Genomic DNA, 17,404 nt, shown 5'->3' with positions numbered 1-17,404 from the left:
TTTTTTATTGCTTCTGGTTTGGCGTGTCGCTCGCGACTGCGCCTGACCGTTTATTGTTATTGGTCCCAGCTTTTCACGGTTCGGTTCCCGGTGTCCATTAACCATTCGTCGAATGTGGCGCACTGATTTGACGGCGGGTTGGGTAATTGCGGGGGAGCGGCAAGGTGAGGAGAGGTTGGCGCGCGGGGCAGCTTGGTTGTGGGGCCCGGATGGGCCCCGCGGCGTGGGTCAGAGCAAGGCGTCGAGTTTGTCCTTGAGGATCTTGTTGATCATCTGCGGGTTTGCCTGGCCCTTGGACGCCTTCATGATCTGGCCGACGAAATAACCCATCATTTTGGGGCGTTTGTCGGGGTCGGCGTTGCGGTAGTTGTCTACCTGTGCGCCGCTGGCCGCGATCACATCGTCCACCAGTTTTTCAATGGCACCGGTGTCGGAAACCTGCTTGAGCCCCTTGGCCTCGATCACCGTATCCGCATCGCCGTCACCATTTGCCATAGCCTCGAATACCTGTTTGGCAATCTTGCTGGAAATGGTGTTGTCCTTGATGCGCGCAATCAGGCCGGCCAGGTGTACCGCGGAAACCGGCGAGTCGGCGATGGACTTTTCTTCGCGGTTGAGCAGTGCGGCAAGTTCACCCATCACCCAGTTGGCGGCAAGTTTGGGCTCGCCGGACTCGGCGGCTACCTGCTCGAAGTAATCGGCGGTAGCGCGCTCCTGGGTCACCTGGTCGGCGTCGTACGCGGAGAGACCGTAGTCTTTTTCGAAGCGCGCGCACTTGGCATCCGGCAACTCCGGCAGATCACCGCGAACCTGTTCGATATATTCGTCGGACAACACCACTGGCAACAGGTCCGGGCAGGGGAAGTAGCGGTAATCGTTGGCCACTTCCTTGCTGCGCATCGAGCGGGTCTCGTTCTTGTCCGCGTCGTACAGGCGGGTTTCCTGCACTACCTTGCCACCGTCTTCGATCAGGTCGATCTGGCGCTGGGCCTCCACCTTGATGGCTTTTTCGATAAAGCGGAACGAGTTGAGGTTCTTGATCTCGGCGCGGGTACCGAGCGCTTCTTCGCCTTTTAGACGCACGGAAACGTTGGCGTCGCAGCGCAGGGAGCCCTGGGACATATCGCCGTCGGAAATCCCCAGGTAGGTCACGATGCTGTGGATCTTTTTCAGATAGGCCACCGCTTCCGCGGCGCTGCGCATATCCGGCTCGGAGACGATCTCGATCAGCGGGGTACCGGCACGGTTGAGGTCGATACCGGACATGCCGTGAAAGTCTTCGTGCAGGGATTTGCCAGCGTCCTCTTCCAGGTGCGCATGGTGCAGGCGCACAGTCTTGCTGCTGCCGTCTTCCAGGTGGATCTCGATCTGGCCCGCGCCCACGATCGGCTTCTCCAGCTGGGTGGTCTGGTAACCCTTGGGCAAATCCGGGTAGAAATAATTCTTGCGCTCGAACACCGAGCGTTTGCCGATCCCCGCGTTCATCGCGAGGCCGAACATGACCGCGTAACGGAACGCTTCTTCATTGGGAACCGGCAGCGTGCCCGGCATGGCCAGATCGATAGCGCAGGCCTGGGTATTCGGGTCTGCACCAAAGGCGGTGCTTGCACCGGAAAAAATTTTAGATTGGGTGGCGAGTTGTACGTGTACTTCCAGCCCGATGACTACTTCCCATTCCACGTCGCGTCTCCTTTTATTCTGCCGCCGGGGCTGTTTGCTGGTGCCAGTTGGTCGCCTGCTGGAACTGGTGTGCGGCGTTGAGCATGCGCGTTTCATCCAGGTAGTTGCCGATGATTTGCAGGCCGACGGGCAGTCCGTGGGCAAAACCGCAGGGCAGAGACATGCCGGGCAATCCCGCCAGGTTGGTGGCGATGGTGTAGATATCTTCCAGATACATGGCGACTGGGTCGGCATTCTTCTCGCCCAGCTTGAACGCCGGGTTCGGCGCAGTGGGGCCCATAATGACGTCGACTTTCTGGAAGGCGTCCACAAAGTCCTGCTTGATCAGGCGGCGGATCTGCTGGGCCTTGTTGTAATAGGCGTCGTAGTAGCCCGCTGACAGCGCGTAAGTGCCGACCAGAATGCGGCGTTTGACCTCTTCGCCGAAGCCCTCGCCGCGGGAGCGCATGTACAGGTCGCGCAGGTCCGCCGGGTTTTCGCAGCGGTAGCCGTAGCGCACGCCGTCAAAGCGCGACAGGTTGGCCGAGGCCTCCGCGGGTGCGATCACGTAGTAGGCCGGCACCGCCAACTTGCTGTGGGGGAGGCTGATTTCCACCAGCTCAGCACCCAGTGCCTCGTATTGTTTCAGGGCTTCCTGGACGCGAGCGCCCACTTCGCCGTCCAGGCCTTCGCCGAAATACTCCCGGGGTACGCCGATTTTGAGGCCGGCAATGGAATCGTTCAGGCTGGCGGTGTAATCCTGCTGCGGGCGGTCGAGGCAGGTGGAGTCTTTGCTGTCGCTGCTGGCCATGACCGAAAGCATCAGGGCCGCATCCTCGGCGGTGCGCGCGATAGGGCCGCCCTGGTCCAGGCTCGAAGCGAACGCGATCATGCCCCAGCGGGATACGCGGCCGTAAGTAGGTTTGAGACCGGTGGTGCCGGTCATTGCCGCGGGCTGGCGAATCGAGCCGCCGGTGTCCGTGGCGGTCGTGCCGGGCACCAGTTGCGCGGCTACTGCGGCGGCGGAGCCACCGGAGGAACCGCCGGGTATGCGCGCCAGGTCCCAGGGATTTTTGACGGCGCCGTAGAAACTGCTTTCATTGGAAGAGCCCATGGCGAACTCATCCATGTTGGTTTTGCCCAGGCTGACGGCACCGGCCTGCTGGAAGTTGTCTACGACGGTGGCATCGTAGGGCGGTACAAAGTTGTCGAGCATCTTTGAGCCGCAACTGGTACGTACACCGTTGGTGCAAAAAATGTCTTTGTGGGCGATGGGCACGCCGCACAACGCTGGCGCATCACCAGCGGCAAGGCGCGCGTCGGCGGCGGCGGCCTGTGCGAGAGCCTGCTCGCCCGTTACGGTAATAAAGCTGTTGTAGTGTCCGTCCAGCTGCTGAATCCGCTCCAGCAGGTGGCTGGTAATCTCGACACTGGAAAACTGTCTGTCGCGCAGGCCGCGGATGATTTCCGCGATGGTCAACTGATGCATGGCAAATCCGGGTTATTCTGATTCTGTAGTGTGGTGCAGTAAGGTCAGTCGATGACCTTGGGAACCAGGTAGAGGCCGGCTTCCGTCTGCGGTGCCAGCTTGAGGAATTCTTCCCGGCGGTTGGGTTCGGTAACGGCGTCTTTTCGCAGTACCTGTATCTCGTCCAGGGGGTGGGCCATGGGCTCAACGCCCTCGGTGTTGACGGCCTGGAGCTGGTCCACCAGCTGCAGTACGTCGCCCAGGCGACTGCTGACTTCGTCAATGGTTTCTTCAGAGATGGCGATGCGGGCCAGCTCGGCCAGCTTTTCTACGGTTTGCGCGTCCACGGCCATGGGGGTAGAGACTCCAGCTTCTCATTGGCTAACTTGCAGCGACAGCCCGATGTCGGGCGTGCCGGCGGGATTATCCGCTGTTAATGCGGTGATACCCAGAGCGGTACTCTGGGTATCTGGTTTATTTGGTCAAAGGTGCGCAAATTTACCATAGTTGGGGGACAATCTCCCAAGGCTTGCGCTGATCGGCGTGACACAGGGGGCGCTGTGGGATCACGAGGGGCAATCGGCCCTATTTCACCTTGCCCTCAACCTGCGCCATTGTTAGAGTTTGCCGATTCTGGCCGGAGCCCCGTCGCATCTGGCCGCAACCTCAGGACTCGGGCTCCCGGATTGAGCTTGAGGAGCGGACAAAAACGCTGTCCGGAACACAGAATTATTTGCGTTGACTAACTACCCTGTAACACTTTCCATCGCCGGGAGTGCTGTCAGCCAGTTCAGTCAGCGCTCTGCGGCACCTGAGCCCGATTCTGCTTCAGGTGTTGTACTTCAGAATAAGGTAATCGAACTCCATGTTTAAACGTTTGCGGGGCATGTTCTCCAGTGATCTCTCCATTGACCTGGGTACTGCAAATACGCTGATCTACGTGCGTGATCGCGGTGTAGTCCTTGATGAACCCTCTGTTGTGGCTATCCGCCACTACAACGGCACCAAGATTGTCGAAGCGGTGGGGGTGGAGGCCAAGCGTATGCTGGGTCGTACACCGGGGAATATCACCGCCATTCGCCCTCTGAAAGATGGGGTGATTGCCGATTTCCAGGTCACTGAAAAAATGCTGCAGCACTTCATCAAGAAAGTGCATGAAAACAGCTGGATGCGTCCAAGCCCGCGGGTACTGGTCTGTGTCCCCTGCCAGTCTACCGAGGTAGAGCGCCGTGCAATCCGCGAATCTGCACTGGGGGCGGGTGCTCGCGAGGTGTGGTTGATTGAAGAGCCGATGGCGGCAGCCATCGGCGCCGGCCTGAAGGTAGAAGAAGCGAGCGGTTCCATGGTGGTGGATATCGGCGGCGGTACGACCGAGATTGCCATTATTTCCCTGAACGGCGTGGTTTACTCCGATTCCGTGCGCATCGGTGGTGATCGCTTTGACGAAGCCATCGTCAACTACGTACGCCGCAACTACGGTAGCGTGATTGGTGACGCCACCGCTGAGCGGATTAAAGAAGAGATTGGCTGTGCCTATGCGGGCAGTGAAGTGCGTGAAATCGACGTGCGCGGCCGCAACCTGGCAGAAGGGGTGCCGCGCAGCTTCACCCTGAACAGCGACGAAATCCTTGAGGCCCTGCAGGAACCGCTGACCGGTATCGTACAGGCGGTGAAAAGCGCACTGGAGCAGTCTCCGCCCGAGCTGGCATCTGATATTGCCGAGCGCGGTATGGTGCTCACCGGTGGTGGCGCACTGTTGCGAGACCTCGACCGCCTGCTGATGGAAGAGTCCGGCCTGCCGGTTATTGTCGCCGATGACCCGCTGACCTGTGTTGCCCGCGGTGGCGGTCAGGCACTGGACATGATGGACAAGAGCCGTTTGTACCTGGTGAGCAACTAACTCACCGCTGCCGCACCCAGGGAGGGGGCGGTAGTATCCAACCGCACAGTGATGTGCAGCCACAACCAATAACAACACTTTCGCAGACCTGTTAATGGGGGCCTGCCCATTAAACCGCTATTTACCCGAGGCCCGTCGCCGGAATCCCGCATTATCGTGCTGGGACTGGTGGCTGGCGCGCTGATACTCGTCAATATCTACACCGATTGGCTGGACCCGCTCAAAGAGCGCGCTGCCAGTTTGGCTGCGCCCTTCTACTGGATAACCGGAACTCCCGGCCGGGTGGGAGACTGGGCGGGAGATCAATTGCGCACCCGTGAAGAACTGGTGGAAGAAAACAGTCGCCTCAAGCACCAGGTGATGTTGCTGGAGCAGCAGACCCAGCTGTTGGCTGCGGTACGCGCCGAAAATACCCAGCTTAAAGAACTGATGAACTCTGCTGAGACTGTCGACCAGCGCGTGCTGGTGGCGCAGGTGATCGGCGTATCCCCGGACCCCCTTGAGCATGTGCTGATTATCGACAAGGGTCGCTCCGACGGCGTCAAGCAGGGGACCGCAATCATGGACGCCAGCGGACTGCTGGGTCAGGTGATTGAGGCCGGTGACTATTCCAGTCGCGTATTACTGATAACCGACACGGGGCATGCGCTGCCGGTACAGGTGTTGCGCAACAGCGTGCGCGCGGTGGCCGAAGGTACTGGTGACCTCTATCGTCTGGAGCTGCGTCACCTGGCCAATACCAGCGATATCCGCGAAGGTGACCTGCTGCTCAGCTCCGGGCTCGGCGGCCGATTCCCGGCCGGTTATCCGGTAGGGGAAGTGATTGCGGTGCGGCGGGACCCGGGTCGCGCATTTGCCGATGTCGATGTGCAGCCCCGTGGCCAGATGAACCGGAGCCGATTCGTTTTGGCCGTCATCGGCAGCCAGGACTGACGGCAATGGAAGCCCACAACCGCTGGTTTATCCTGTTTACCGTTTTTATTGCCCTACTGCTGGCGGTGATGCCGTTGCCCTACGACTGGCTCTGGTTTCGCCCGGCCTTCTGTGCCTTGCTGGTTATTTTCTGGACCACCCGGATGCCCCAAAGCCTGGGCGTGGGCTTTGCCTGGCTGATAGGGATTGCCGAAGATCTGGTGACGGGTTCCACGCTCGGGGCTCACGCCCTGTCGCTGGCCGTTCTGGCCTACTTCAGCCTGCTGACCTACCAGCGCACCAGGGCGTTTAATCCGGCCCAGCAATTAATGTGGGTGTTTGTATTGGTTGGGATCAACCAGTTGCTGGGCAACTGGGTGCATAGTCTCGTCGGCAAGACGGTGCCGGGCTTGACCTTCTTGTGGCCAGCACTGACGACGGCGCTTCTGTGGCCCCTGGTAACCCCCTGGCTGCACGGCATGGCTTCCCGCCTGCGGGTACGCTGACCGTTTGGTTGCCTGTGCGCGCGCCGCGGAAGGGATTGTGTGTAAATGCGTGTAATGATTGCGGTCAATTTTCGACCGATACCGCTATAATCGCTTCTTCGTCTAACCAGTTATAACCATAAGTAACGATTGAACCGTGCCTGAAGCCAAATCCGACAGCCGACTCCTGCTTGCCTCTGCTTCTCCGCGCCGCGCGGAACTCTTAATGCAGATTGGCGTGCCTTTTTCGACAGCGGCGACCCAGGTTGAGGAAACCCGGCGCGCGGAAGAAGATCCACAGTCTTATGTGTTGCGCCTGGCTGAAGAGAAGGCTCGTGCGGGCCTGGCACTGGCCGGTGGCGACGAGCGGCTGTGGTCGCTGGGCGCGGATACGGTGGTGGTCGCGGGAGAGCAGGTGCTGGAGAAACCGCGAGAGTTCGCGGATTTTGCGCGCATGATGCGCTTGCTTTCCGACGCAGAACACCGGGTGCTTACGGCAATTTGCCTCACTGGTGCCCGGGAAACATTGAGTCAGATCGTGGAAACCCGAGTGCGCTTTCGCGCCCTGGATCGGCGCCTGATTGAGGCCTACTGGGATACCGGCGAACCCGCGGACAAAGCGGGTGGCTACGGAATTCAGGGGATGGGGGCGCTTCTGGTGGCGTCCATCGAAGGCAGTTACAGCAATGTTGTAGGGCTGCCTCTGGAAGCACTGGCACCGCTATTGGAGCGTGCCGGAATACCCTATTGGCAGTTCGACAAGCGCAGTGAGCTTGGGTAGTTAGGAGAGACGGGCCCGTGAGCGAAGAATTACTGATCAACGTGGCGCCGATGGAAACCCGGGTCGCGCTGGTGGAAAACGGCGTGCTGCAGGAGGTTTACCTGGAGCGCAGCGCCCGGCGTGGTATCGTTGGGAATATCTATAAAGGCAAAGTTGTACGGGTATTGCCCGGCATGCAGGCTGCATTTGTCGATATCGGCCTGGAGCGTGCGGGTTTTATCCATGCCTCGGATATTGCGCCTCTCGATGATGAAGGGATGGAGTCCCGCGAGGGGGAAGTAGCGGATATCCGTGCGCTGGTGCGTGAAGGCCAGTCATTGGTGGTTCAGGTGGTCAAGGACCCTATTAGCAGCAAAGGCGCGCGCTTGACCACACATCTCTCCGTTTCGGCCCGCTACCTGGTGTACATGCCGCAGACCCGTCATATCGGTATCTCCAACCGTATCGAGGATGAAAGCGAGCGGGACCGTTTGCGTGAACTGGTGGACCTCGCCTCCGCGCGCCTCGCGGAAGAGGGCCATAGCGGCAACGGCGGATTTATCCTGCGCACTGTTGCCGAAGGCGTCAGCGAAGAGGAATTACTGCGGGATATCCCGTTTCTCTACAAATTGTGGAGTGAGCTGGAACAGCGTATCAAGTCGGAGAAAGAGCCGGCGATCATTTACGAAGACCTGCCACTTTTCATGCGCGCCCTGCGCGACCTGGCGCGTCCGCATACCGAAAAAATACGCATCGACTCCCGCGAGGCCCATGCCCGTGCGGCCAAGTTTGCCGGCAAGTACGCGCCGGAAATTGCACCGCGCATCGAACATTATCCGGGCGAGCGGCCGCTGTTTGATCTCTACGGTGTGGAGGAAGAAATTCGCAAAGCACTGCAGAACAAAGTGACGCTCAAGTCTGGTGGTTACCTGATCGTTGAGCAGACCGAGGCGATGAGTACCATCGACGTCAATACCGGCGCGTTCGTTGGCCACCGCAATCTGGAAGAGACCATCTTCAAGACCAATCTTGAGGCGGCCACCGCGATTGCCCGTCAACTGCGACTGCGCAACCTGGGCGGAATCATCATTATCGACTTTATCGATATGGTGGACACGGAACACCAGCGTCAGGTTTTGCGTACCCTGGAAAAATCGCTCGAACGGGATCATGCCAAAAACAGCATTACCGGAGTTTCTGAACTCGGGCTTGTGGAAATGACCCGCAAGCGTACGCGGGAATCCCTTGGTCAGATGCTGTGTGAGCCCTGTCCGGTATGTGTCGGTCGCGGGACGCTGAAAACCCCGGAAACCGTGTGCTATGAAATCTTTCGGGAGATTATTCGCGAGGCGCGTGCCTACGACAGTGAAAAGATCATGGTGCTCGCGAGCGAGGTGGTGATTGATCTGTTGCTCGACGAGGAGTCTGCGAATGTCGCTGACCTGGAAGAGTTTATCGATCGACCGATTCAGTTCCAGGTAGAACCCATATACAACCAGGAGCAATACGACATTGTGCTGGTGTAAGTGCACATATGTATTGGTTGCCGGTGATAGCTGCTGGCGGCGTGACAGCATCGGAGGGACGCCCTGATGCTGTGGTTGCGCTGGCTTGCCCGAAAGTTCTGGCTGTTGGTGGTGAGCGTGGTTATCGCGCTCGCGATCCTGGTGCAGACCGGACGAATCCTTTCACCGCAGGTTGGCAAGTACAGCCCGGAAATCGGTAGCTGGCTGTCCCGGCAACTCGGTGCTCCGGTCGTAATTGATGGCATTTCTCTGCGTTGGCAGGCGTTGGAAGTTGCACTGCAAGTGGACGGCTTGAAAATTGGCGGCGCTGGTGAGATGCAGATGGGGCGCGGCCTTTTCCACCTGGATCTGCTGGCCAGCCTTTGGCACCGGGAATTGATCTGGAAAAACCTCGAGGTCGACGATTTTGCCGCGCACCTGCAACAGCGCGCAGCGGGTGGCTGGCAAGTGGTGGGCTTCCCGCTTTCCGGTGCCACCAGGGCTGCTGGTGCCGAGCCTGTCGGGGGGCGCATTGGCGACCCGGCACGCATTTTCCAGCTGGGGCCCAAAGTACTGGTGCGCAACGCGCGTATTGGTCTGACTCTGACGGATGGCCAGAGTGCCGATCTTGAGTTGCCCGAGATACAGCTGGAAAACGGCGGCGATTTTCACCGTCTGGTGGCGAAAGCGTATGTCAGCGGCGCGATGGAAAACCTGCACAGCGGTGAAGAGAGTCTGCGGCTGGTGTTGGAAGGGCGCGGAAATCCTCGCCGGAGCGATGATTTCGTTTTGCGCGGCTATGTACAACTCAATGAACTGGTGGCTGATAGCGACCTGGTTGCGCTGCTCTATCGCCTGTCGCCCCTGCCAGAAACCCTACATTGGCGCGGGCGCAAGCTCGCTGGTGGGCGGTTGTGGCTGGAGTCCGATGCAGCCAATGGCTACAGCCTGCGCGGCCAGTTGAGCCTGGCGCAGCAGACGGAGCCGCCCTCGGAAGGGGATGTTGTAGTCGGGGGCTCTGAAGCCAATACCGAACAAGTATCCAACGCGCTGGCTTCGCTGCAATCCATGTCTACCCGAATTTCCGGGCAATGGCGCCCGGGAGAGTCCTGGGGAGTGGTGTTACAGGCCCTGAGCCTGAACTGGGAGCAGCTGGAAGTCCCCCAGCTGAACTTGCGCGCCGGTGGTGACCGTAAGACAGGTGCGCAGCTGGCGCTGGATCAGATTGAACTGAAAGCCTGGCACCAGGTATTGCGGGTGCTGCAACTGTTGCCGGAAAAAGCCGATGAGTGGCTGGAAGCACTTGAGCCTGAGGGGCAGCTGCGCAATGTTCGCCTGGCGCGCCGTCCGGATGGTGAGCTGACACTGGCCGCGAATCTCCACGACGTCTCTGCTGGCGCCCATCACGGTGCACCGGCGGTTACCGGGATGAATGGATACCTGGAGCTTGACGGGCGGGGAGGGCGTGTAGCACTCAACAGCCCAGAGGGCTTCAGTGCGCACTTTCCCCTGCTGTACGAACAGCCTTTTGCGTTCAACAGCGCCAGCGGTACGGTCGCCTGGGCGATTGATCGAGAGCACAACGCGGTTTCTGTGTATTCCGGGCCCCTGTCCATGGGGTCACAAGTCGGCACGTTTACCGGCCAGTTCCTGCTGCAACTACCCTTGATCCCCAATACCAGGCCCGCTGATTTCACGCTGGCTCTGGGCCTGAAGGATGTCGCGGTCGTCGAGCAGCGCAATATGGTCCCTTTTGTTGTCAGTGACGACCTGCGCGACTGGCTCAATCGCAGCGTTGGCAAGCGCAACGCTGGCCAGATCAGTGATGCGGGCTTCCTGTACCGGGGATATAGCTACAAGTCCGGTGATGATGCGGCGCTGCTGGCGCTGGGCGAACACCCTTCTCGCCAAACCGTACAGTTGCAGGCGGATTTCAGTGACAGCACATTGGCTTATCTTCCCGGCTGGCCGGCGGCGCGACATGCCGATGGCCACCTGACGATCAATGATGGCGAGGTTTCGGTCGCCGCCAGCAAAGCGCAGCTGTGGAATATCGAGGCCAGTAACCTGGCTGTTAGGGTTGCGCCGCAAACACACGGGTCCCGGCTGGATGTTCAGGCGGATCTGGACGGCCCGGCGGCAGACGGCCTGCGGTTGTTGCGAGATTCCCCGCTGCGGGAGCAGCTGGGCAGTGCCTTCGACGAATGGGATCTGCAGGGTAATTTGCGCGGCCAGTTAGTGCTTACCCAGCCGTTGGGCGGCGCGGATATCGCCCCGGAGCAGACGGTAGATGTCACCCTGTCCCGTGGGCAGCTGGCGCTGAAAAATCTCAACCTCGATTTCAATGCGCTGGAAGGTCAGGTGCGCTTTAACAGCATTAGCGGCCTCGATGGCACCAGGCTTTCCGGTGCGCTCTGGGGCAAACCGCTGCAGGCACATATCCAGCACCTCGGGGACGGTGACGAGCGGGACACCCAGGTGGTGGTGAATGGTCGGACCAGTGCAGCCGATGTGGGTGCCTGGAGCAGTCGGCCGGAACTCGGCTGGCTGGACGGTGAGCTGGATTACGCGGCGCTGGTTACCATTCCTGCCAAATCCAAAAATGTGCCGTATGCAGCGGTGCTGGAAATCAACTCCGATCTGAAAGGTGTGGCGGTGAACCTGCCGGCGCCGCTTGGCAAAGTAGCGGAAGACGAGTCCCGATTTGTGCTGCGAGTACCAATCGGAGAACAGGGCAACCTGTATCACCTGAGTTACGGCGAGCATTTGCAGGGCCAGTTCTGGCAGGTGGGCAAGCGACTGGAGCGGGCCTCTATTGCCCTGAATGCCGAGGCGCGCCTCCCGGCAGATCCCGGAGTGTCGATTATCGGAGACCTGTCGGTGATTGAGCTGCAGTCTTGGAAGTCGGCGCTTGCCATGTACGGCGATGAATCAGAGCAAGCGACGCCTGGCGAGACACCTGGTGTGGTATCAGGTGAGACATCAGGTGAGACATCAGGTGAGACATCAGGTGAAGCTCAGCAGAGCGCGCAAAATACGTTGGAGTCGTCGCCTCTCTCCGTGTCACTGGACCTGAGTACTGACCGCTTACAGCTCTCCGAGACTGTGCATGTCGACCATATTCATGTGACCGGACGTGGGCTCGGGGCTGACTGGCAGCTGGCATTTGATAGTGAAATGGCCGCCGGTCAGGTTTCCGGGATCATGAATGCCGCTACCCCGCTGCAGCTTAACCTCAAGCACTTGCGCCTGCCGGCCCTGGCGACACGTGCCAGCGCCGGAGAAGAGGGCACTGACCCTGTGGAAAGTGTCGCGGACGGCCAGGTGCCAGAGCCGATGGAGGCTGACCGCTGGAAAGGCTTCGACTTTGCCAGCTTGCCGGCGATGGATTTCGCCACGGAAAACCTGCAGCTCGGTGATGAAATGATGGGGCCCTGGTCATTTGAATTGCGCCCTTCGCCGGAAAGGCTGGTGATCAGCGATATTCAGGGCGCCATGCGCGGGGTCACGATCGAGGGCCGTGGGGAAGGTGATAACCGTCTCGGGGCCCAACTGATGTGGATGCGAGGAGCGGATGGCTCCGAGTCTTCCCAGTTTATTGGCCGCTTGCGCAGTACTGATCTGGGAGGTGTGCTGCAGGCTTGGGGTCAGGAGGCCGCGATAGAAAGCCAGTCCGCCACCTTTGATACGGCCCTGCGCTGGAATGGATCACCGGCGCTGGCGCGAGTCGATAGCCTCGCGGGCGAAATCCGGATCGATATCCAAAAGGGACGTTTTCTCCGCGCCAGTGACAACGCGGGCTCAGCCCTGTTGCGGCTGTTGTCGCTATTTAACTTCGATACCTGGGCCCGCCGCCTGCGCTTGGACTTTTCGGATCTGGTTCAGAGCGGCCTGACCTTCGACCGGGTGCACGGTGAAGTGTATTTCGAAGGCGATGGCGAATTGCTGATTGCTGTTCCGATCCAGGTTGAAGGGCCGACCAGCGAGCTGCAGATGGCCGGTCGCGTCAATCTCAAGCGGGAAGACCTCAATCTGACCCTCGTGGCCACGCTGCCGGTTGGCAATAACCTGGCATTTGTCGCCGCGCTGGCGGGGGGCTTGCCCGCAGCAGCGGGGGTATACCTGATCAGTAAGGTGTTTAAAAAGCAGGTGGATAGAGTCGCCAGCGTGAGTTATCGCATTGATGGCGAGTGGTCGAACCCGGAGGTTCGGTTTGACAAGCTGTTTGACGATGGGGCCGCCGGGCGTGAGGGCCAGAGTGCCGTGGCCGAGAGCGCTCGCCGTAAACAGGAGGCTCAGGCACACGATCTTGAGTCATCGCTGGAGGCTGCTCCACGGGAGAAAGAGAGCGGTGAGTCCGCAAGCCGTCCGGCGCAAGTCGACAATAATCGCTCCGGGCTGCCGGTGATTGAGCAGAAATTTGGCCCGGAGGCTGTTCCGGTTGGCGCTGGTTGAGTGAGCGGGTTCTAAATCCCTGGTAGCGCGCGGCAACTTGATACTGCTGCACACCGAGCCCCGGCGGTGGTTGAAAAAACTGAATAATTGTTCGATATTGGCGGCACACGCAACGCGATAATAAACAATAATCACTATTCGAGGGTGTCACCTATGTCTGAGGTGGTCTCATTGGCCGGATATTCTGTTACCCGCTACGGGTTGTTTCGTCTGTTCAAGTACGCGGTGTATTGCCTGCTCGCGTACAACGTCTACGCATTCTTTCTGGAAAACCACGCCGCGGCAGCCACTGTATTCGCGGATGGCGTGAGTTTGAGCAAAATCATCGAAGCCTATAACGACACCATCGATACCCTCGCGTGGGTACTGCTGTTGCTGGTGTTTGAGTTGGAAACCTGGGTGCTTTCCGATGAACGGCTTAAGGGGGCGACCAAGTGGCTGCTCAACGCCATTTCCGCAGTTTGCTACCTGTTTATCGTGTATTCGTTTTATGGCTATGTGTCGGAAATGGTTTCGTTGACACATCTCCTGCCGGTAACGGCTTCTGCCTGTGATCTCGCCAATAGCGGCTGGTCAATGGTGCTGGAGCAGGATGATTACACGGCGCTGACAGCCGCCAACTGTGGGTCCTTGGCGGATTCCCAGCTGTTACGTCTTGCGGATACTCAGGTGGTCGGCGACGCAGCAGTGTGGCGTGAAATTCAATGGCTTGCCTGGGTGGATGTGATCAACGCCGGTGCCTGGCTGCTGGTGGTGGCTATTCTGGCTTTTGATGTCTGGTTGCAGCTGCGTCATGAGCTTTCCGACGCGATCATGCGTTACTCACAGGTGGTGAAAGGGTTGCTTTATTTCGCGCTGCTGTTGTGTGCGGTTTACTGGGGAATCAATGGCAGCTTCCTGGACTTCTGGGATGCCTTCCTGTGGCTGGTGGCCTTCTTCTTTATCGAGCTGAATCTGTTCGAATGGCAGGCTGAGACGAGCGCCGAGTAAGCTGCTTCTGGCACAGGGGAATATGCCCTCTGTGCCAACCGCTTCGGACAGGTTTATTGTCCGGTCTGCATAAAAAAGTCCCGAAGATAGCGGAATAATTTTCGCTGGTTGGTAGGCGGTTTTTTGTTGGCGATTTCCTTTCCGGATTCCCGAATCAGCGTGCGCAGCTGCTGGTGATCGGCGCCAGGGTAGGTATCAAAGAACGCACTTTGTGCCTCTTTACCTTGTTCCAGCAACCGTTGGCGCCAGTCTTCTGCCATACGGTCGAAACGCAAATACAGGTGATCCTGTTCCTTGTATTTTAACAATACCGCTTCAATGGCTTCTGTATCCGCCTTGCGCATCAATTTGCCGATGTATTGCAGCTGGCGGCGCTTCGCTTCATTGGACTTGATACGGTGCATGGTCTCGATGGCTTCGCGTAGATCGGCCTCCATCGGTACTTCCGCGAGTTTGGCCGCGTTCAATTCCGTCAGTTGTTTGCCCAGCTCCTGTAACTGGTGCATTTCTTTTTTGACCTGGGTTTTGCTCTTGGGCTGGTCGTCGTCAAAGGCGTCAAATTCGTCAGTGTGTTGCATGAAGTCTCTCAAATGAAACGGAGTTAAGCCCGGCGTCAGGCAAAATACCAGGTCGCAAGGCCCAGAAAAGACATAAAGCCGACAACGTCGGTAACCGTAGTCAGGGCAACGCCGCCGGCCAGGGCCGGGTCGATACGCATGGCTCTCAGTACTACGGGTAGCACGGCGCCGGCCAGGGCGGCGGTAATCAGGTTGATCACCATTGCCGCTATGATAATGAGCGCGATCCGATAGTCACCAAACCAGAGTGCTGTAATTAGCCCCATTATCGTCGACCAGAGGACGGCGTTCAGCGCGCCGGAACCCAGTTCCCTGGATAACAGCCAGCTCAGGTTGCTGCGGCCGATCTGCCCCAGTGCCATACCGCGGATCACAACCGTTAGTGTCTGGCTACCAGCCACCCCACCCATACTGGCGACGATCGGCATCAATACGGCCAGTGCGACCACTTTGTCGATGGTGTCCTGAAACAGGTGGATCACCCAGGAGGCGAGTAGCGCTGTCAGGAGGTTGATTCCCAGCCAGACGGCGCGTCGCGGTGCTGTGCGTATTACCGGAGCAAAGGTGTCTTCTTCTTCGTCCAGGCCGGCCAGGCTCATCAGCGAATGGTCGGCGTCCTCGCGGATAACGTCGACTACATCGTCGATGGTGATCCGACCCAGCAGCCGGTTTTGCTCATCCACTACCGGGGCGGTAATCCAGTCGTACTTGGTAAACAGCTGGGCCACGTCGGTATCGGGCAGGTCAGCGGGAATCGCTTCGACATCCGTCGACATTACCTCGCGCACGGTAACCGATGGATCACTGGTCAACAATTTGGTTAGCGGTAGCAGTCCGATAAACTGATCCTTCCGGTTCACCACAAACAGGTTATCGGTGGATTCGGGCAGCTGTTCATGTCGGCGCAGATAGCGCAGCACGACATCCAGGGTAAGGTTGGGGCGCACGGATACCGTGTCGGTATCCATCAGACCGCCCGCGGTTTCCTCGTCGTAGGCGAGTACACTTTCGACCCGTTGGCGGTCGTTCTCACTCATCGCGGAGAGGACTTCGGCCATTACGCGGTCGGGCAGTTGCTGCAGAATATCCGCGACATCGTCTGCGTCCAGACCTTCCATGATCTCGACCATTTCCGCGGTGTCCATCGTGGAGAGTATCTGGCTCTGGACATCGTCGGTCAGCTCCTGCAGAACCTCGCCTTCGACTTCTTTATCGATCAGGTTCCACAATACCTGGCGAATGCGGGGCGGCGAGCTTTCCAGCAACTGGGCAATATTTTGCGGGGAGAGGGTTTGCAGCATCCGCTGCACTTCGCGTCCGGTACCGCTATCCAGGGCCGCATAGAGTTCCCCCAACTGGCTCTGGGCGCGGAACTTGATGTCGGATTGGGAGCTGTTGGGCACGAAGTATCCTTCGGTGTCGTTCGGTAGGTCGGTGCGGCGTGGCCGTATTATAGCCGGCGACTAATCGCGGGGATATTCCCGGTGAAGGGGGGAATGTCCGGTGGGGCGGTACTGTCAGGGGGGGTTACTCTCCCTCTCCGAATCGGTCATTGATCAGGCTGCATATTGCCTCATGCGCAGCATCCTCATCGCGGCCACAGATTTCCAGATCGAGTTCGACACCTTTGCCAGCAGCGAGCAGCATCAAAGCCATCACGCTTTTGCCATCCACGCTTTTTCCCTGGCAAATCACTTTGACCTCTGAGGAGTAGCGCGCTGACGTCTGCGCGAATTTACTGGCTGCGCGGGCGTGCAGGCCGAGTTTGTTGATGATGGTAATGCGGCTCTTCTGCATGAGATGAATCTTTGTTACTTCTGTTGTTCCCGGTGGCGAACCTGGATGTTGTTGAACAGGCTGGAAAACGTTTTTGCCAGTTGCTCCACCATGTAGACGGAGCGGTGGCGGCCGCCGGTACAGCCGATGGCTACACAGGTATAACTGCGGTTGCTTTGTTGGTACGACGGCAGCCAGCGTTCCAGGAAGCCGGTGATATCCCGCTGCATTTCTTCGGTCTCTTCGTGCGAGCGCAGGAATTCGGCCACTTCTGGATCCTGCCCTGTTTTATTGCGCAATTCCGCAACCCAGTAGGGGTTGGGCAGGCAGCGCAGGTCAAAGACCAGGTCGGCATCCACCGGTACCCCATGCTTGAAGCCGAAGGACTGAAACAGGATCGCCATGCCCGGAGAGTCTTTGCCCACGACTCTGGATTTCACCTGGTCCCGCAACTGGTGAAGGCTCAGGCTACTGGTATCAATGACCAGGTCGGCCATGGCTGCCAGCGGGGCCAGCAGGTCTTTCTCGTGATTGAGCGCCTCGAGCAGGTGTGTGCGGCTATCGCTCAGCGGGTGTTTGCGGCGGGTTTCACTGAAACGCTGCACCAGTACCGGGGAGCGGGCGTCCAGATATACGACATCGCAATCCACCCCACTATCCCTGAGTTCATTGATGACTTTGGGTGCCTGGCGTACGTCATGCCACAGGTTACGGGCATCGATACCGAGTGCGAGCTGGGTGTTTTCTTCGGGTGGTTGATCGCTGACCCGGCGTATCAGTTCCGGGAGCAGGCTGGCAGGGAGGTTGTCGATGCAGTTGAAACCGACATCTTCCAGTAGTTGCAATGCTGAGCTTTTGCCGGAACCCGAGCGACCACTGATGATAACCAGACGCATGAAACAAGCGCTCCTTGCTG

General features: G+C 58.9%; 14 protein-coding genes. 7 read left to right on the top strand and 7 right to left on the bottom strand.

All coding sequences use genetic code 11. The annotated features are described in order from the left end of the window. Positions 1 to 228: 228 nt before the first annotated feature. Genes gatB through gatC form a run of 3 tightly spaced genes read right to left on the bottom strand, consistent with a single transcriptional unit; the run spans position 229 to position 3,480 of the window. Positions 229 to 1,680 (bottom strand): Asp-tRNA(Asn)/Glu-tRNA(Gln) amidotransferase subunit GatB, encoded by a 1,452-nt coding sequence (gatB, locus tag LC093_RS13990; RefSeq protein ID WP_226665895.1) that lies wholly within the window; start codon positions 1,678 to 1,680, stop codon positions 229 to 231. Between the two features lie 13 nt (positions 1,681 to 1,693). Then, entirely contained in the window at positions 1,694 to 3,148 is a 1,455-nt protein-coding gene (gene gatA, locus LC093_RS13985; RefSeq protein ID WP_226665894.1) for an Asp-tRNA(Asn)/Glu-tRNA(Gln) amidotransferase subunit GatA, read from the bottom strand. 44 nt (positions 3,149 to 3,192) lie between these two features. Further along, the gene (gatC, locus tag LC093_RS13980; protein WP_226665888.1) at positions 3,193 to 3,480 is read right to left on the bottom strand and encodes an Asp-tRNA(Asn)/Glu-tRNA(Gln) amidotransferase subunit GatC; all 288 of its coding nucleotides are present in this window, start codon (positions 3,478 to 3,480) and stop codon (positions 3,193 to 3,195) included. Between the two features lie 512 nt (positions 3,481 to 3,992). On the opposite strand from gatC, the gene LC093_RS13975 reads away from it, so the two are divergent. From LC093_RS13975 to LC093_RS13945, 7 genes are all read left to right on the top strand, one after another. Beyond that, positions 3,993 to 5,027 carry a rod shape-determining protein gene (locus LC093_RS13975; protein ID WP_043318714.1) on the top strand — a complete coding sequence of 345 codons (1,035 nt, stop codon included), beginning with the start codon at positions 3,993 to 3,995 and terminating at the stop codon, positions 5,025 to 5,027. A gap of 102 nt (positions 5,028 to 5,129) precedes the next feature. After that, positions 5,130 to 5,960 carry a rod shape-determining protein MreC gene (gene mreC / locus LC093_RS13970; protein WP_264193107.1) on the top strand — a complete coding sequence of 277 codons (831 nt, stop codon included), beginning with the start codon at positions 5,130 to 5,132 and terminating at the stop codon, positions 5,958 to 5,960. Between the two features lie 5 nt (positions 5,961 to 5,965). Continuing rightward, a complete protein-coding gene (gene mreD, locus LC093_RS13965) occupies positions 5,966 to 6,445 on the top strand; it encodes a rod shape-determining protein MreD (protein WP_226665886.1) in 480 nt (159 codons plus the stop codon). Positions 6,446 to 6,581: 136 nt separating this feature from the next. Continuing rightward, complete coding sequence (locus tag LC093_RS13960) at positions 6,582 to 7,205, top strand: Maf family protein (protein ID WP_226665884.1); 624 nt, start codon at positions 6,582 to 6,584, stop codon at positions 7,203 to 7,205. 17 nt (positions 7,206 to 7,222) lie between these two features. Further along, the gene (gene rng / locus LC093_RS13955) at positions 7,223 to 8,710 is read left to right on the top strand and encodes a ribonuclease G (RefSeq protein ID WP_226665883.1); all 1,488 of its coding nucleotides are present in this window, start codon (positions 7,223 to 7,225) and stop codon (positions 8,708 to 8,710) included. 66 nt (positions 8,711 to 8,776) lie between these two features. Continuing rightward, positions 8,777 to 13,144 (top strand): YhdP family protein, encoded by a 4,368-nt coding sequence (locus LC093_RS13950; protein ID WP_226665882.1) that lies wholly within the window; start codon positions 8,777 to 8,779, stop codon positions 13,142 to 13,144. A 153-nt stretch (positions 13,145 to 13,297) separates the two neighbouring features. Next, positions 13,298 to 14,134, top strand: coding sequence for a hypothetical protein (locus LC093_RS13945; protein ID WP_226665881.1), 837 nt, complete (start codon positions 13,298 to 13,300; stop codon positions 14,132 to 14,134). A gap of 53 nt (positions 14,135 to 14,187) precedes the next feature. Here LC093_RS13945 and yjgA read toward each other — a convergent pair whose 3' ends face one another. From yjgA to rapZ, 4 genes are all read right to left on the bottom strand, one after another. Continuing rightward, entirely contained in the window at positions 14,188 to 14,712 is a 525-nt protein-coding gene (yjgA, locus tag LC093_RS13940; RefSeq protein WP_226665878.1) for a ribosome biogenesis factor YjgA, read from the bottom strand. Positions 14,713 to 14,747: 35 nt separating this feature from the next. Then, the gene (gene mgtE / locus LC093_RS13935) at positions 14,748 to 16,091 is read right to left on the bottom strand and encodes a magnesium transporter (protein ID WP_413231510.1); all 1,344 of its coding nucleotides are present in this window, start codon (positions 16,089 to 16,091) and stop codon (positions 14,748 to 14,750) included. 148 nt (positions 16,092 to 16,239) lie between these two features. Beyond that, entirely contained in the window at positions 16,240 to 16,509 is a 270-nt protein-coding gene (locus LC093_RS13930) for an HPr family phosphocarrier protein (RefSeq protein ID WP_226665873.1), read from the bottom strand. Between the two features lie 14 nt (positions 16,510 to 16,523). Next, positions 16,524 to 17,384, bottom strand: a complete 861-nt coding sequence (rapZ, locus tag LC093_RS13925; RefSeq protein ID WP_226665871.1) for an RNase adapter RapZ — start codon at positions 17,382 to 17,384, stop codon at positions 16,524 to 16,526. Positions 17,385 to 17,404: the final 20 nt, after the last annotated feature.

It is taken from the genome of Microbulbifer aggregans (assembly GCF_020524005.1).
Classification (GTDB): Bacteria; Pseudomonadota; Gammaproteobacteria; order Pseudomonadales; family Cellvibrionaceae; genus Microbulbifer; species Microbulbifer aggregans_A.
Note: the sequence above shows the minus strand (reverse complement) of the source record. Positions and strands in the feature narration are given on the sequence as shown.

What these genes read in the sequence shown, in the direction of transcription:
- gatA (WP_226665894.1), bottom strand. Translation starts at nt 3,148, where the DNA reads ATGCATCAGTTGACCATCGCGGAAATCATCCGCGGCCTGCGCGACAGA.
- gatC (WP_226665888.1), bottom strand. Translation starts at nt 3,480, where the DNA reads ATGGCCGTGGACGCGCAAACCGTAGAAAAGCTGGCCGAGCTGGCCCGC.
- LC093_RS13975 (WP_043318714.1), top strand. Translation starts at nt 3,993, where the DNA reads ATGTTTAAACGTTTGCGGGGCATGTTCTCCAGTGATCTCTCCATTGAC.
- mreD (WP_226665886.1), top strand. Translation starts at nt 5,966, where the DNA reads ATGGAAGCCCACAACCGCTGGTTTATCCTGTTTACCGTTTTTATTGCC.
- LC093_RS13950 (WP_226665882.1), top strand. Translation starts at nt 8,777, where the DNA reads ATGCTGTGGTTGCGCTGGCTTGCCCGAAAGTTCTGGCTGTTGGTGGTG.
- LC093_RS13945 (WP_226665881.1), top strand. Translation starts at nt 13,298, where the DNA reads ATGTCTGAGGTGGTCTCATTGGCCGGATATTCTGTTACCCGCTACGGG.
- yjgA (WP_226665878.1), bottom strand. Translation starts at nt 14,712, where the DNA reads ATGCAACACACTGACGAATTTGACGCCTTTGACGACGACCAGCCCAAG.
- LC093_RS13930 (WP_226665873.1), bottom strand. Translation starts at nt 16,509, where the DNA reads ATGCAGAAGAGCCGCATTACCATCATCAACAAACTCGGCCTGCACGCC.
- rapZ (WP_226665871.1), bottom strand. Translation starts at nt 17,384, where the DNA reads ATGCGTCTGGTTATCATCAGTGGTCGCTCGGGTTCCGGCAAAAGCTCA.